The 15,664-nt window shown below is 70.6% G+C and carries 12 protein-coding genes and 1 pseudogene; 6 read left to right on the top strand and 7 right to left on the bottom strand.

All coding sequences use genetic code 11. From position 1 onward, the window contains the following. The first annotated feature begins 278 nt into the window (after positions 1-278). Both ACFW22_RS20460 and ACFW22_RS20455 read left to right on the top strand, forming a co-directional pair. Entirely contained in the window at positions 279-1,070 is a 792-nt protein-coding gene (locus ACFW22_RS20460; RefSeq protein ID WP_386406483.1) for a DUF4190 domain-containing protein, read from the top strand. A gap of 134 nt (positions 1,071-1,204) precedes the next feature. After that, entirely contained in the window at positions 1,205-1,966 is a 762-nt protein-coding gene (locus ACFW22_RS20455; protein WP_386406480.1) for a hypothetical protein, read from the top strand. 87 nt (positions 1,967-2,053) lie between these two features. On the opposite strand, the gene ACFW22_RS20450 is transcribed toward ACFW22_RS20455, so the two are convergent. Together ACFW22_RS20450 and ACFW22_RS20445 are read right to left on the bottom strand one after the other, a co-directional pair. Further along, complete coding sequence (locus ACFW22_RS20450; protein WP_386406477.1) at positions 2,054-2,800, bottom strand: N-acetyltransferase; 747 nt, start codon at positions 2,798-2,800, stop codon at positions 2,054-2,056. Between the two features lie 60 nt (positions 2,801-2,860). Beyond that, a pseudogene (locus tag ACFW22_RS20445) lies at positions 2,861-3,243 on the bottom strand (HNH endonuclease family protein); the annotation flags it as partial. Between the two features lie 122 nt (positions 3,244-3,365). On the opposite strand from ACFW22_RS20445, the gene ACFW22_RS20440 reads away from it, so the two are divergent. Genes ACFW22_RS20440 through ACFW22_RS20430 form a run of 3 tightly spaced genes read left to right on the top strand, consistent with a single transcriptional unit; the run spans position 3,366 to position 7,293 of the window. Then, positions 3,366-4,496, top strand: a complete 1,131-nt coding sequence (locus ACFW22_RS20440) for a tyrosine-type recombinase/integrase (protein ID WP_386406474.1) — start codon at positions 3,366-3,368, stop codon at positions 4,494-4,496. Beyond that, the gene (locus tag ACFW22_RS20435) at positions 4,493-6,697 is read left to right on the top strand and encodes a tyrosine-type recombinase/integrase (RefSeq protein ID WP_386406471.1); all 2,205 of its coding nucleotides are present in this window, start codon (positions 4,493-4,495) and stop codon (positions 6,695-6,697) included. Before ACFW22_RS20440 ends, ACFW22_RS20435 begins: the two co-directional genes overlap by 4 nt. Then, entirely contained in the window at positions 6,694-7,293 is a 600-nt protein-coding gene (locus ACFW22_RS20430; RefSeq protein ID WP_386406468.1) for a DUF6262 family protein, read from the top strand. The genes ACFW22_RS20435 and ACFW22_RS20430 overlap by 4 nt, the downstream gene beginning before the upstream one ends. Before the next feature lie 73 nt (positions 7,294-7,366). Here the strand turns inward: ACFW22_RS20430 and ACFW22_RS20425 are convergent, their stop codons facing one another. The 4 genes from ACFW22_RS20425 to ACFW22_RS20410 all read right to left on the bottom strand — a co-directional run bounded on the left by ACFW22_RS20425 (position 7,367) and on the right by ACFW22_RS20410 (position 10,946). Further along, positions 7,367-8,722, bottom strand: a complete 1,356-nt coding sequence (locus ACFW22_RS20425) for a hypothetical protein (RefSeq protein ID WP_386406465.1) — start codon at positions 8,720-8,722, stop codon at positions 7,367-7,369. 72 nt (positions 8,723-8,794) lie between these two features. Continuing rightward, positions 8,795-9,565 (bottom strand): HNH endonuclease family protein, encoded by a 771-nt coding sequence (locus tag ACFW22_RS20420; protein ID WP_386406462.1) that lies wholly within the window; start codon positions 9,563-9,565, stop codon positions 8,795-8,797. Positions 9,566-9,575: 10 nt separating this feature from the next. Then, positions 9,576-9,920, bottom strand: coding sequence for a hypothetical protein (locus ACFW22_RS20415; RefSeq protein ID WP_386406459.1), 345 nt, complete (start codon positions 9,918-9,920; stop codon positions 9,576-9,578). A gap of 144 nt (positions 9,921-10,064) precedes the next feature. Then, a complete protein-coding gene (locus ACFW22_RS20410; protein WP_386406456.1) occupies positions 10,065-10,946 on the bottom strand; it encodes a hypothetical protein in 882 nt (293 codons plus the stop codon). 99 nt (positions 10,947-11,045) lie between these two features. Between ACFW22_RS20410 and ACFW22_RS20405 the strand changes: the two genes are divergently transcribed. Next, positions 11,046-11,633 (top strand): TetR/AcrR family transcriptional regulator, encoded by a 588-nt coding sequence (locus ACFW22_RS20405; RefSeq protein ID WP_386406453.1) that lies wholly within the window; start codon positions 11,046-11,048, stop codon positions 11,631-11,633. Between the two features lie 199 nt (positions 11,634-11,832). On the opposite strand, the gene mfd is transcribed toward ACFW22_RS20405, so the two are convergent. Continuing rightward, positions 11,833-15,384 carry a transcription-repair coupling factor gene (mfd, locus tag ACFW22_RS20400; protein WP_386406450.1) on the bottom strand — a complete coding sequence of 1,184 codons (3,552 nt, stop codon included), beginning with the start codon at positions 15,382-15,384 and terminating at the stop codon, positions 11,833-11,835. Between the last annotated feature and the right edge of the window lie 280 nt (positions 15,385-15,664).

Genomic DNA, 15,664 nt, shown 5'->3' with positions numbered 1-15,664 from the left:
CCGCGTGCCGTTCCGTGACTTCGCCCGTTTCCTCGGTCGCGCCGCCTTCGCCCTCCCCCGTTCGCCCCACACCCGCCTCCGCTGCGTTCTCCGACACGTGACCCAACTCCCCTGGCTCGCCATCCGGCTGTGACGTCAATCCTAGCGATGAACACGCGTCGCACCACTTCACAGCACGAGTCGATTCATTTCCAGTGAACAATGTTGACTCGGTTCACAGGCTCTGCTGTGATTGCCTCATCGAACGAGGCATCCCCATCGTCCGGGAGGACACACCCATGTCGTACGACCCTCAGGTGCAGCCGACCGCCGCCCCGCGGCTCATGCGCAACGGCCTCGGCACCGCGGCCCTGATCCTCGGCATCATCGGCACGGTCTCCGGGCTCATCCCCCTCTTCTTCTGGCTGGCCGGAATCCTCGGCCTGACCGCCCTGGTCCTGGGGCTCGTCGGCAACGGCCGGGTGAAGCGCGGCGAGGCCAACAACAAGGGCGTGACGCTGACCGGCGCGATCCTGGGACTCGCCGCCCTGATCCTCTCGGTCGTCGGCGCGGTCATCACGTTCACGGCGGTCAGCGACGCGGTCGACGAGATCGACAAGGCGATCAACGATTCCGCCCCGCAGGACCCGACGGCGAAGGAGCCGGCGGCGGACCCCGCGGCGACCGACCAGCCCGCCAAGGACCTCGCCGACGGCGACACCTCGGTCTACGACGACGACCTCAAGGTCACGGTCTCGGACCCGAAGGCGTACTCCCCCAGCGAGTTCGCGGTCGGCCACACCGAGGGCAACAAGGCGTACCAGGTGACCGTGGTCATCGAGAACGGCAGCAAGAAGGACTTCGACACCGTCCTCGTCACGCTGACCGGACGGGCCGGCGAGGACGGCGTCGAGGCGGAGGAGATCTTCGACGAGAAGGTCGGCGCGGGCTTCGAGGGCACCCTCAAGCCCGGCAAGAAGGCCACCGCCACCTTCGCCTTCGACGCACCCGAGGACGCCAAGAACCTCACCGTCGAGGTCGGCCCCGGCCTCGACTACGACGCCTCCCAGTGGGAGCTGAAGATCGGCTGACCCCGGTCGGCCCGGCAGTCCCACGCACCCGCACCACGAGGATCGGGGCCCTTCGGGGCCCCTCCCCCCGTCCTCCTCCACCCCCGCCCCCGCCCCCGCCCCCGCCCCCGAAGCATCGCCCCGGAGACACCACCATGCACGCCGCCCCGCACACCCCCCGTTCCCGCCGGACCGCCGCCGCGGCCGTCCTGTGCGCGACCTTCGCGCTCGGCACCGCCGCCTGCGGCCCGGCCCCTGCCGACGCGAAGCCGACCGGTCCCTTCGGGGAGCTGTCCGGTTCGCAGATCGTCGACAAGGCCTTCGCCGCGACGAAGAGCGCGAAGTCCCTCACCGTGAACGTCGACCTGAAGTCCGCCGAGGAGCCGACCAAGGGCTACCTCTCCCTCGACACCCAGGGCCGGTGCACCGGCACGCTCACGCTGGACACGACCAACACGGCCGAGCTGGTCAAGGCCGCCGGCGACGAGAACGTCTACCTGCGCTTCGACGAGGCCTTCCTGCGCGAGCAGGTCAAGGACGAGACCCCCGAGGTGCAGGAGGCCACCCTCAAGGAGCTCCGGGGCCGTTGGATGAAGTCGCCCGCCTCCGACCCCGACAACAAGGACATGCTGGCGCTCTGTGACCTGAAGGACCTGCTCTCCGCGTTCGAGCCGGGTGCGAGCGGAATCACGAAGGGCGCGGAGACCACCGTCGGCGGCCAGAAGGCACTGGCCCTCACGGAAGCGGGCGACGGCGGCGAGACCAGCACCGTCTACGTGGCCACCGAGGGCACGCCCTACGTCCTGAAGATCGAGACGAAGGGTGGCGACGAGCCGGGGACGATCGCCTTCTCCCAGTACGGCAAGCCGGTCGAGGCGAAGGTCCCGGCGGCGAAGGACGTCGTCGCCATGGACTGACCCCGCCAATCGTGTCCACGACACGTGCGCGAGGGGGGCCGCCACAGGGGAGCGGCCCCCCTCGCGCATGCCCTTCCGGGCCGTGGTTCACAGCCGGTGACGGACCCACACGTTGGGCTCCACGTAGACCGCGTAGCCGCGCGCGAGCTCGCAGTGGACCGGCACCAGGGCGCCCCGGACCTCGACGGGGCCGTCGGTGTCGAAGGGCAGACCGGTCCACTCGCGCCACTGCTCCACGGAGCCGGAGACCGTCATCGAGGCCGGGGCCACCGACTCGATCACGCCTCCCGCGCGCACGTGGACGCGGAGCCACGCGTCGTGCGGCAGGCCGTCGGGCTCGCGGGTGCGGAAGGCGTACTCGTGCATGGGGGCCGAGGCCTCCAGGTGCTTGCCGTTGGGGCGGACCGGGGCGACCAGCTCGGAGAAGCCGCGCGCGGCGGCGTTCTCCCGCATCGCCGCGAGCATCCGGTGCGAAAGGCCCTTGCCGAGGTGGTCGAGGTGGACGGTGACCTCGATCGCGCTCACGGTGTCGGCCTCCCGGCCGTGCCGCAGGTCGGAGAAGGCCCAGTTGAGGACCTCGTCCCAGCCGCGGGCGGGCAGCTCTCCGCGGCCTTCCGCGTCGAGCCGGAAAGGCACGCTGAACGCACGGGCGACGACCGCGCCCGCGGCGTCGGTGGCGACGAGCACGTACTCCGGAAGCTCCCGGACGATCCGGCCCATGGTGGCCCAGCCGACCGGGTCGTAGAGCATGAACTCGGGCCACAGGTCCTTCATGGACCACATCGCCCCTTCGAGTTCGGGACGTTCGGCGAGGGTGGTGACGTTCAGGTCCATGCGGTCACGGTAAAGATCACCCGCCTGGTCGCCCAAACGTTTTTTCGCGCCTTCCGGACGCTACGGGAGCTTCTGCTGCGGACAACCGGCGAGGACCCGCTTCATCGCGTCCCGCTCCGCCGCCGTCACCCAGACCCCGTACTTCTTCTTGACCGCGACCTGACGGGCCACATAGGCGCAGCGGTACGCCTGGTTGGGCGGGAGCCAGCTCGCGGCGTCGCCGTCGGACTTGCGGCGGTTGGTGGCGGAGTCGACGGCCAGGAGGTTGAGCGGATCGTTGGCGAAGCGGCGGCGCGTCTCGGCGTCCCACTTCTGCGCCCCCGGACGTAGGTGACGGTGGTGCCGGTATAGGGGTCGTCGGTGAGGGTGCCGGAGGCGACCTTGCAGTGGCCGTCCGTGAAGCGGACGCCGGCCAGGTCTCGCTTCAACACGTCTTCGCGGGTTATCTGCAGCTCCTTCGTAGATGCGATGCACATGAGGCACAGCCGTGACCCACTCCTGTCCCTCACCGTTATCGGTCATGCCGTGAGGCACATGAGCGACTTCGGAGACAGGAAGTAGATCCATGACGTTATGCACAGAGAAGGCCGTATCACCCAGCACGGGCGAGATCACCTGGCTCCTGGTCGACGAGGAGACGTACGCGCCCCACCCCGAAGCCCGTGAGTTCTCCCTGTACCTGCGCGGAGCCGGGCGGTCACCGCAGACACAGCGCGCGTACATCCCCAGAATCGGCCGCTTCCTCAATTGGTGCGCAGAGCGGGGTACCGACTGGAGGACCGTCCGGCTCGGGGACATGAGTCTGTTCAAGTTCCACGTCGAGCGGACACCGACCCAGTACGGGCGGCCTCCGTCCGGCAAGACGGTCAACGCCACGCTCACTGCGGTGTGTGAGTTCCTCCGCTTCTGCGCCGTTCAGGGACATGTGGCTCACGAAGTCGCCGAACGTCTCAGCGAACCGCGCTTCCTCGCCCACGCCCCGGGCGGCTTCGATCCCGGAGAGGGCGGCCAGCACCTGATGGTCAAAGCCCGCGTCCTGAAGGCGCCGGAGATCGAGCGGGCACCGCAGACGCTCACCGGCGTCCAGACGGAACAGGTCATCGATGCCGCTCGCACCGCGCGTGACCGGCTGCTGTTGACCGTCCTGGTGGAAGCAGGACTCCGCATCGGCGAAGCCCTCGGACTGCGGCGTGAGGACATGCATCTGCTCCCCGACTCCACACACCTGGGCTGCCAAACCGGTGGCGCGCACCTGCACGTCAGGCCCCGTCAGGACAACGTGAACGGGGCACGGGCCAAGGCCGGGCGCCCCCGCATGGTTCCGCTCACGCCGGAAATAGTGCACCGATACCGCGATCATCTCGCCGAGCGTGAACAGGTAGTCGGATCCACCGACTGTGACTACGTCTTCCTCAATCTCGTCGGCGTCCACGCGGGGCGCCCGCTCTCCTACTCCAACACCAAGCAGGTGATCGAACGTATCGGGAAGCGCTGCGGATTCACCGCCCGACCACACATGATGCGGCACACAGCCGCCACTCGCTGGATCCGCAACGGGGTCGCTCCGGACGTCGTACAAACCCTCCTGGGGCACGCCTCCTCGGCGAGCACGGCCGTGTACCTGCATGCCCAGGACGAGGATCTCCGCGCAGCCGTCGCGGCCGTCGAAAGTCTCACGCCGGAGCTGCTGCGATGACCATTGCGCTGTTCCGCTCCCCTGCCGTTCCCTCCGTCCCCGGTGTCCCGGAGTGGTCGTCGTGGCTCGCGGCACGCCTGCCGTCGGACTGGCGCACGGGTGAGTGGGACCCCGTTCAGGCGCTCTTCACCGCCGATCCCGGCAACCCTACGACCAGCGTGTTCGTCTGCTCCGTAGGCGCCTGTTGCACCCATGTAGCGAGTAACGGATCCCGCTGCGACGCCTGCCGTAAAGCCCGTTATCTTCTGGGCAATCCCGCGGACTTCGACGCCACACACATCCCGGACCCGTCCCGCCGCCGGCCCAACACCTCCGCGAACGAGGCCATGCCGGGCGTCTCCCAGTTCTCGCTCGCGGGTGTGAGCCCCGCGGTCCGCCAGGAACTCTTGTACGGGCTCCAGCAGCGCGACGACGCCGGAATCAGCTTGGTCCCCCAGCGGATACGCCGCATTGTGGCCGCCCTCCCCGCCGGACTCGGCTCGCTCCTCGACCTGGACGCCTCCTTCTCCTCCGGGCTTCCGGCTGCGGCCTCCGGCGTCCTGAACGGTGTTCTCCTGCACGTCCGACGCGCACGCGTCGAGTTCGAGGGCACCGATCCGACCTCGGGCGACGTATGGGAGTGCGCTCTCATCGGGCTGACGGCAGGGCGCGGCCGCAGGTATGCCGCTGTCCACGGCGACATCGACTTCCGTCCGGTACGGCAGCGTTGGCTGCGGGAACTGGTCAAGGAGTACGGCCGCACGGCACGCCCCAATGTCATGGACCTACGGCAGACCGTCTACGCGGCGACCATCGCGTCCTCCGCGCTGGCAGGCCGCCCCCACGGGGATGAGCCGGGGCTCCTCGCCATGGCTGACATGAACGCCGTAGTGGACATGTTCCGAATCACCAAACGTCCCGAGGACGGTCACGACTACTCCACCAGCCACCGCAGAGCCCTGCTCCGCCACTGGCGCACGTTCCTGGAATACGCCCGTCAGGCCGGGATGATGGACCACGTGCCCGGTGGGTTCGCGCTCAACCCCCGCTTCCACAGCATCGCCACCGTGGAAGTGACCGAGGACGAACTCGGCCGTGCGATCCCCGAGCACGTCATCGCCCAGCTCGACGTGCACCTCGGTCTGCTGGGCACCTCGACGGGGTACGCGAGCGGCGGCTGGACAGCCGCCGACTTCGCGCGGATGTACCAGGTCGTCTACGCGGTCCTCCGGGACACCGGCCGCCGTCCGGGCGAGGTCACCAGCCTGCACCGCGACTGCCTGGAGCGGGTCGACGGCAAACCGACGCTGATCTACGACAACCACAAGCGGCGACGCCACGGCCGTCGGCTGCCCATCTCGGAGAGCACCGCCCAACTGATCGAAACCTGGCAGAAAGAGCTCGATGCGCTACCAGCCGTACCGGCCTGCGCCCAGTGGCTGTTTCCCTCGCCGGGACAGCGCAACCGTCCGCGCCGTGGGCATCTGAACACTTCGCACTTCTGCAACCGGATCTTTCGGAACTGGGTCGACGAACTGATCCCAGACCTTGTGGGCGACCAGCTCGATGAGGACGGCGCCCCTCTCGCCTACGACCGCACCCAGGTCGTCCCGTACGGCTTCCGCCACGCGTACGCCCAGCGTCATGCGGACGCGGGCACCCGCCCCGACGTGCTGCGGGAACTCATGGACCACCGTTCGCTGGACGTGACCATGGGCTACTACAAGGTCTCCCTCAGCCGAAAGCAGGAGGCCGTGCGAACGGTCGCAGCACTCGCCGTCGACCGGCACGGAGCAGCCCGCGGATTCGGCGATCCCCTCGCCTACGAGGTGGAAAGCGTCGGGGTTCCCTACGGCGGCTGCACCGAGCCGAGCAACGTGAAGGCCGGCGGCGGCCACTGCCGCATCCGCTTCCAGTGCGCCGGATACGACTTCTACCGCCCCGATCCCTCCTACCTCCCCGCCCTGGAACAGCAGATCGCGGACCTGCGCGCCGACAAGGAAGCCGCCCTGGCGATGGAGGCCGCCGACTGGGTCGTGCGCAATCTCGATGACCAGATCCGCGCCTACTCGAAGTCGGCCGACGAGATGCAGCGGAAGCTCGACGCGCTGCCCGCCGAGGAGCGGGCCGCCGTCGAATCCGCCTCACGCGAGCTGCGCAAGGCACGTTCGGCAGCGGCCTTCATTCCTCTACAGACGCTGACGACACGGAGTTCAGAATGAAAATCCCTGCTGCTTCCGGCGGCAACGACCGGAACGCCCGGGTCGAGCGGCTGCGCGTCAGCCGCGCCAAGGACAGCGAAGACAAGACCAGGCGTGCACTCGACGCCGTGGACGGTCTTCTCCGCTCGGGACGACGGATCACCGTCGCTCAAGTAGCCCGGCAGGCCTCGGTATCCACGTGGTTCGTCTACAACCAGCCTCAGGTGCAACAGGCCGTTCAGGACGGCATCACCGCCCAGCGAACGCGGGGTCACCAGAAATCCCGCACTCCGGAAGTGTCCCAGGTGTCTCCGGCCGGGTTGCGGACGGACCTTGCACTGGCCCGCGAAGAGATCAAAGACCTCAAGAAGGAGCGCGATCGGCTCCGTAACCGGGTCAGGCTGTCACTCGGCGCCGAATTGGAGGGCGTGAACCAGCACGGACTGATCGAGCGAGTACAGCAGATCGAGCACCGGAATACCGCGCTGGAGCAAGCGTTGTCAGAGGCCAGAGATCAGATCGCCGCCCTGGAGAGCCAACTGCGTGAGGCGGAGGACGACCTCACCGCCGCGAGAGCCAGTCTCCGCCGTGCCATGCGGTCCGTTCCGACTCCGTAGCCCGCGCTCTCCTGCCGCAGTCCGCGGCTGTCCGGCTTGAGTGTCGTCTACCGGACAGCCGTGAGAGGCGGAGTCAGAATGGGGGATCGTTGAAGAGCGAGCCGGTCCAGATAGGTGCGACCGGCTCGGATTCACGCTGCTGGAGGAGTACGACAGCGTCTTTGACGCGACCCAGGTCGATGAGGTGGCCAGCCAGGTCATGGCTGTTCGCGAAGGCGTGCTGTTCGAGAACGGCAACAGCCTCCTCGGCGCGTCCAGCGCTGGCGAGCAGCTCAGCGATGTGCGGCGCCGCGTACGAGGTGGCGCCCTCGGGGTGGGAGCGGGCCCGTGCGATCGCTTCATCGACGCCGTCACGGGCGGCGATCAGCGGCAGCCGTATCCAGTACAGGTCCCAGTCCTCCTCGCCCCCGCGCGCGGCAGCAAGGGCGTCGAGGTGCGCCAGGCCGTCCTCGGGGCGGCCCTGGTCGAGGCACAGGTTGGACCACGTATGCAGGATCCAGTCATCCCCGTTGTGGGCCTCGGCCAGGACCCGCATCACATCGACCGCTTCGCCCCCTCGGCCATGCCGTGCCAGGAGCTGCGCCTGTTGCACCGCGCCGTGGCGCTGGTGGATCGGTGAGTCGCCTGACTGCTGGTAGACGGCGATCGCGCCTTCCACATCACCGCGCTCCTCCAGCACCTCGGCCAGGCGCCGCGCAGCATGACCGAGGTACTCGGTCGCCGCGTACGCACGCAGTTCCTCGATCCGATCGTGTCTCGCCAACAGGTCGGCCAGCTGGTCGTGGTTGTTGACGGAGGTGGTGTGCTGCCGAGTACCCAGCAGGGCGATCGCTTCGTCGACGCGTCCCTGGCGTTCACGGATCGTGGCTAGCAGCCCGATTGCCGTGTCGGGGTTGAGACCGCGGCAGCACCACGGGCTATCGCACCGGTGCTGGGCCGGGATCCGGACAGCGAGCAGCGCGGCGATGTCTTCGTCCCGGCCTGCTCCTTCGGCGATGTCGACCAGAGCGGTGGCAAGAAGCCGGTCGTCGATTCCCGCACTCAGCCGAGTGACCGCCTCGTCCATACGCCCGTGCCGGGCCAGCAGGCGCGCGAAGAACTCCAGCGGGATCCCTCCCGTGCTGGCGTACGGCCGGGCCAGCGCGATCGCCTCCTCTGCCCGCCCCCAGCTCTCCAGCAGTTCCGCCTCGGTCCGGGCGGCCGGCCACCAGCCCGTGGCAACGTACGGAGCAAGCACCTCCAACGCCTCGGCTTGCCGACCCTGGTCACCGAGCAGCCGCGCCCACTCCCGCGCGCAGAACCATTCCCCACGACTGGCCTGAACCTCCACCTCCTCACTGTGGCCGAGCTCAAGAAGCTGGGAGACCAGGAGCGGAGGAATGCAACCGGACATTGTCCGGGCCTGGCGGTCGAGATCGGCAGCATCCATGACTGCGCACCTTAACCACCGCGTCCGGCACAGGCCCTGCAGCCCCCGGCAGGGAAGGCCATCGGGATGCTGTCAGTCCTGACACTGCTTCAACATCATCGCCTTGTCCGCCGTAGTCACCGCGAGGTCGTACTTGAGGGCCACCTGCGCGAACCGCACCGCGTACGAGCAGCGGATCGACTTGTTCGGCGGCAGCCAGGACGCCGGGCCCGAGTCCCGTTTGGCGGAGTTCGTGGAGCCCGAGACCGGCAGAAGGTTCAGCACGTCGTTGGCCAACCGCTCCCGCTTGTCCTTGCTCCAACGCGAGGCACCCATCTGCCAGGCGTACGACAACGGCACCACGTGGTCGATCTGTACCTCGGTGGCCTTGGCCTTCTTCCAGGCGATGTCCTTGCCGGTGTACGGGTCGTACAGGTCCATCGAGACGACCACGCAGTCGGAACCGGCGCGGAACCGAACGTTGCGTCCGTGGAGTTTCAGCAGGTCGTTCCGCGTGTCACAACCGTTCCTCGCCAGCGGCACGCCGTCCGCCGTGTCCATCCACGCGTAGCCGAACTCGTCCCGTGCGTAGCCCGTCTTCGACCCACGCCCCTTGACTGTGAGTTCGCCGATGAGCTTGCGCGCGTTGGCCTTTTCCGCCTCCGACATGAGCGCACCGAGTCCCGGCTTCGTTCCGTCCGGATTCGTCAGCGGGCTCGCAGCCTGCCCGGTAGTGGTGTCTGGTCCGGGCTCCGCAGAGCTGCCGCCCGACTCCAGGGCATCGCAGCCCGCGACGAGCGCGGCGGCAACGGCGACCGCGAGGGCCGCCCTCTTCCCGCGCGTACACAGCGACCTGTGACTCATGTGCCTCTCGTTAAGCACAGCCGACCACACCCCACTTACGCTGCGAGAACAGCTCCATCACGGCGCGAGCCATAGAGATAACGCGGGTGCTGCAGCCGTTGCCGTCGACGTCCGCCCAGGGGCTTCCGAACTCGTCCCGCTCGTACCCGGTCTTCGGGGCGCGCCCGCGGACGGTGAGGGCGTCCACGGCGGCGAGGGCCGTGCCGGGCGAGGCGGTCTGCTCGCCGGTACCCCGGGAGTCCGTACCGGGCGAGCAGGCGGCGAGGAGGAGCGCAGCGAGGGCGAGCGCGACGGCGGCGGGGGCGGGGGCGGGGGCGAGCGTTGGTGCGGCGGAGGTCTTCCGATGCGTCAGCACGCTGGAATCCTAGGACGGAACGTTCCCGCAGGGCCGCATCCCCGCTCCCGCGTCCCCTGCCCGGTCGTCCTGCTCCCCGGTCGTCCTGCTCCCCGCCCGTCCCGCTCCCCGCTCCGCCTCCCCTCCGTCCCGCCCGTCGACGGGTCACGCCTTGCCGATGCCCAGGGTGTTCTCGGCGGGCAGCAAGCCGGAACCGATGACCGCCAGCCAGGGCCCTCCGAGCAACTCGGCGAGGCGTGCGGTGTCCTCCGGTCCGAGGGCGGCCCAGGGGGCGGCGGCCAGCTCGTCCGTGCGGCGTTCGACCTCGGCGCGCAGGGCGCGGCCGGCCTCGGTGGCCACGCCCTGCGGGTCGAGGAGGCCACGGGCGGCCAGCCGGGTGCGGGCGGCTGCCCATTCGCTCGCGGTCCAGCCGCGGCTCTCGAAGACCGGCTCGGGCGCCGCGCCGATCGCCGCGAAGGAGACGAGCGCCTCGACCGGGTCGAGCCCGGCGGAGAGCAGGGCGGCGAGGTGTCCGTCGCCGCGGTGCTCGCGGAGGATCGTCGCGGCCTGCCAGAGGACCAGGTGCGGAGCCTCCGGCCAGGGCAGCTCGGCATTGGCCGCGGCGATCGGCCGTCCTTCGGTGCGGGCGGCCCCGGCCGCCCGTCGGGCGAGGGCCGCGGCCTCGGCGAGTGCGGGGCCGGTGACCGCCTCCTCCCCCAGGACGGAGCGGTAGGCCCGGTCGACGGCGCGGAGCCGGGCGGCGAGGACCTCGGCGGGGGAGGCCGCGGCCCAAGTGGCGGGAACGTAGCGGGCGACCATGGCGGGGCTGAAGCTGTAGAAGGCGGAGGCGACCCGGAGCGGGCCCGCGGGGCCCAGGGGTGCGGCGCGCCAGGCGAAGTAGGAGGGCCAGCGCTCTTCGGTGGCGTGGCCGAGGGCGGCGGCTTCGTCGTGGGCCTCGGGGGCGTAGTAGAGCAGGGCGTGCAGGGGCTCCAGCAGGTGCCACATCTGGCGCACGCGCCCGGGTTCCACGGACTCGTGGTGGTCCATGACGTCCTCCCTCACTTCTCCCGCCTTAACTTGTCACTGACAAGATTGCGCCCGTGGGGCTGAACTTGTCAATGACTAGATGGGGATTAGGCTGCTGCCATGACGAGCCGGAGCTCCTACCACCACGGCGACCTGCGACAGGCCGTCCTCGCCGCCGCCCTCGACGTGATCGCCGCCGAGGGGCCCGGGGCGCTGAGCCTGCGCGACCTCGCCCGCCGCGCGGGCGTCTCGCACGCCGCTCCCGCCCACCACTTCAAGGACCGCACGGGCCTGCTCACCGCGATCGCCACCCAGGGGTACGGGCTCCTCGCCGAAACCCTCGCCGGCGCGCCCGGACTGGACGAACGCGGGGTGCGCTACGTCCGCTTCGCCGCCGCCCACCCGGCGCACTTCCAGGTCATGTTCCAGCCCGAGCTGCTGCGCGCCGACGACCCGGACCTCCTCGCCGCCAAGGAGCGCGCCGCCGCCGAACTCCGCGCGGGCGTCGCCGGCCTGCAGGACGTGCCCGATGCCCGTACCGCCGGCATCGCCGCCTGGTCGCTCGCCCACGGCTTCGCGACGCTCCTGCTCACCCACAACGTGGACGCGGCACTGGGCGACCGGAACCCCGAGGAGTACTTCCGTGCGCTTGCCGGACTGCTCTTCGAGGGCGCGACGCCCCGGCTCCCCACGGCGGACGGGGCCTGACCCGCACCAGCCCGGGGCGGCCGGGGCGACCCTCACCGCCCCCCCGGCGGCCGGACCCCGGCTCAGGCCGCCGTGGGGCGGCGCGGGGGACCTGCCGGGGCCTCGCACCCCGGGGCGTCAGGACGCCCCGGGCGCACGCCCTCCCGGGCGGCCGGGGGACGCCGGGCCGGCGCCGACCCCCGCAGGCCGCCCCAGGACCTCATCCGCCGAGGATCGTCGTCAGGAACTCGCCGGTCCAAGAGAGGAGTTCGCGTCCCACCACCGGCTTCCCGCCGATCTTCCCGGTCGTCGGACGCGGCACCAGGATCTGGTGGACGGCCGGCTTGATGACGGTGCGCGGGTGGAGGCGCTTCAGCCTCAGCTCCTGGGACTCGCGCAACTCCACCGGCGCGAAGCGGATGTTGGAGCCCTGGAGGACGATCTCGCCGACTCCGCAGGCGCGGGCCAGCAGGCGCAGGCCCGCGACCAGGAGCAGGTTCTCGACCGGCTCGGGGAGCTTGCCGTAGCGGTCGGTGAGCTCCTCGCGGACGGCCCTGATGTCCTCCTCGGAATTCGCGGAGGCGATCGACCGGTACGCCTGGAGCCTCAGCCGCTCCCCCGGCGCGTAGTCGTGCGGCACGTGCGCGTCGACCGGCAGCTCGATCTTGACCTCCAGCGGCGGCTCCTCCTCGACGCCGCCCTCCAGCGAGGCCCGGTAGTCGGCGACGGCCTCGCCGACCATCCGCACGTACAGGTCGAAGCCGACGCCCGCGATGTGACCGGACTGCTCGCCGCCGAGCAGGTTGCCCGCGCCGCGGATCTCCAGGTCCTTCATGGCGACGTACATGCCGGCGCCCATCTCGGTGTGCTGGGCGATCGTCGCGAGCCGCTCGTGCGCCGTCTCCGTGAGGGGCTTCTCCGGCGGGTAGAGGAAGTACGCGTAGCCGCGTTCGCGGCCGCGGCCGACCCGCCCGCGCAGCTGGTGCAACTGGCTGAGGCCGAAGTTGTCGCCGCGCTCGACGATCAGGGTGTTGGCGTTGGAGATGTCGATGCCGGACTCGACGATCGTCGTGGACACGAGGACGTCGAACTTCTTCTCCCAGAAGTCCACCACGACCTGTTCGAGCGCCTGCTCCGACATCTGGCCGTGGGCGGTCGCGATCCGCGCCTCGGGCACGATCTCGCGGAGGCGGGCCGCCGCCCGGTCGATCGAGTCCACCCGGTTGTGGATGTAGAAGACCTGTCCCTCGCGGAGCAGTTCGCGGCGGATGGCCGCGCCGATCTGCTTCTCCTCGTACGGGCCGACGAAGGTGAGGACCGGGTGGCGCTCCTCCGGCGGGGTGGTGATGGTCGACATCTCGCGGATGCCGGTGACCGCCATTTCGAGCGTGCGCGGGATGGGGGTGGCCGACATCGTCAGGACGTCGACGTTCGCCCGGAGCTTCTTCAGCTGCTCCTTGTGCTCGACGCCGAAGCGCTGCTCCTCGTCGACGATGACCAGGCCGAGGTCCTTGAACCTGGTCTCCGAGGAGAAGAGGCGGTGGGTGCCGATGACCACGTCGACCGAGCCCTCCCGCAACCCCTCCATCGTCGCCTTCGACTCGCTCTCCGTCTGGAAGCGGCTGAGCGCCCGCACCTTCACCGGGAACTGCGAGTACCGCTCGCTGAAGGTGCCGAAGTGCTGCTGGACGAGCAGGGTGGTCGGGACCAGGACCGCGACCTGCTTGCCGTCCTGGACGGCCTTGAAGGCCGCCCGCACCGCGATCTCCGTCTTGCCGTAGCCGACGTCGCCGCAGATCAGGCGGTCCATGGGGACGGTCTTCTCCATGTCCTCCTTCACCTCGGCGATGGTGGACAGCTGGTCGGGGGTCTCCGCGTACGGGAAGGCGTCCTCCAGCTCCCGCTGCCACGGGGTGTCCGGGCCGAAGGCGTGGCCGGGTGCGGCCATCCGCGCCGAGTAGAGCTTGATCAGGTCGGCGGCGATCTCCTTGACGGCCTTCTTCGCCCGCTGCTTGGTCTTCGTCCAGTCCGCGCCGCCGAGCCGGTGCAGGGTCGGCGCCTCGCCGCCCACGTACTTGGTGACCTGCTCCAGCTGGTCGGTCGGGATGTACAGCCGGTCGCCGGGCTGTCCCCGCTTGGCCGGGGCGTACTCGACCAGCAGGTACTCGCGGGTCGCGCCCTGCACGGTCCGCTGCACCATCTCGATGTAGCGTCCGACGCCGTGCTGCTCGTGCACGATGTAGTCGCCGACCTCCAGGGTCAGCGGGTCGATCGTCTTGCGGCGCTTGGCCGGCATCCGCTGGCCGTCCTTGCCGGCCGCCTTCTGGCCGGAGAGGTCGGTCTCGGTGAGCACGGCCAGCTTGAGGGCCGGGTCGACGAAGCCGTGGTCGATGGAGCCGGTCGAGACGTGCACGACGGACGGGGCGATCTCCGCCGGGCCGCCCGGCTTCGCGTCGAGCGAGGTGAGGCGGGCGGCGATGCCCTCGCCGCCGAGGACCTCCACCGTGCGGGACGCCGGGCCGTGGGCCTCCGTCACGTACACCGTGCGCCAGCCGTCGGCCAGCCAGCCCTTGGTGTCGGCGAGCGCGCGGGCGGTGTCGCCCCGGTACGCCTCGGGGGCGTGCATCCCGAGGACCAGCACGTCCCCGTCGACCGTGCCGGAGTCCGCCGCGAACGGCGACACCGACCACCAGGCCATGCCCCGCTCCCGCGCCCGGTCCCGCACGTCCGCGATGCCCCACAGCGATGCGGCGCCGACGTCGATCGGGGCCTCGCCGCCGCCGGCCGTCGCCGCCCAGGAGGCCTGGAGGAACTCCTGCGAGGTCGCCACCAGGTCGGCGGCCCGGGTCCGCACCCGCTCCGGGTCGCAGACGACGGCCAGGGCTCCCTCCGGCAGCACGTCGAGCAGCAGCTCCATGTCGTCGACGAGCACCGGGGCGAGCGATTCCATGCCCTCGACCGCGATGCCCTCGGCGATCTTGTTGAGCAGCTCGCCGAGCTCGGGGTGTTCCTCGGCGAGCGCCGCCGCCCGCTCGCGCACCGCATCGGTGAGGAGCAGCTCGCGACAGGGCGGCGCCCACAGACCGTGCTCGGCGACTTCGAGGGAACGCTGGTCGGCGACCTTGAAGTAACGGATCTCCTCGACGTCGTCGCCCCAGAACTCGACCCGGAGCGGGTGCTCCTCGGTGGGCGGGAAGACGTCCAGGATGCCGCCGCGCACGGCGAACTCGCCGCGCTTCTCGACCAGCTCCACCCGGGCGTACGCGGCGGCTGCCAGGCCCTCGACGACCTCGTTCAGGTCCGCCGTCTGGCCGCTGCGGAGCGCCACCGGCTCCAGGTCCCCCAGGCCCTTGACCTGGGGCTGGAGCACGGACCGGACGGGGGCGACGACCACGCTGACCGGGCCGGCCGCCGGGTCGTCCCCGCTCGGGTGCGCGAGGCGGCGCAGCACGGCGAGGCGGCGACCGACGGTGTCGGAGCGGGGCGACAGGCGCTCGTGCGGCAGGGTCTCCCACGCGGGGTACTCGACGACCGCGTCCGGGTCGAGCAGGGAGCGCAGGGCGGCGGCGAGGTCCTCGGCCTCCCGTCCGGTCGCGGTCACCGCGAGCACGGGCCGTCCCGATTCCCGGGCCAGTGCGGCCACGGCGAACGGCCGTGCCGCCGCCGGCCCGACCAGGTCCACGTGCGGACGGTTCCCGTCGGCGGCGGCCTTCACCGCCTCGGCGAGGGCGGCGTCCTTGACGACGACGTCGAGCAGACCGTGCAGGCTCATGGACTTCCATCCCGGGTTCGGAACTACGGGGGGCGGGCAACGCGAACGACCCGACACGTCTCACGGGCCGGGTGGTCTCCGGCCGCGCGGCCGGGTGCGTCCCCAGCCTACGACGTGCCACCGTCACCCGCCCGAAGGACCGGGAGCGTGCGGCAGGCCGGGTCAGCCCGGGAGGAGGCGGAGGCGTTTCGGCCTGCGGCACGGGCGCCCCGCCGGGGTCGCCGCACCCCGGGAACCGCCCGCACCGCAGCGGTCCGGCCCCGGTGCACCGCAGCGGTGC

Origin of the sequence: Streptomyces sp. NPDC058872, from assembly GCF_042743065.1 — a bacterium.
Lineage (GTDB): Bacteria > Actinomycetota > Actinomycetes > Streptomycetales > Streptomycetaceae > Streptomyces.
Note: the sequence above shows the minus strand (reverse complement) of the source record. Positions and strands in the feature narration are given on the sequence as shown.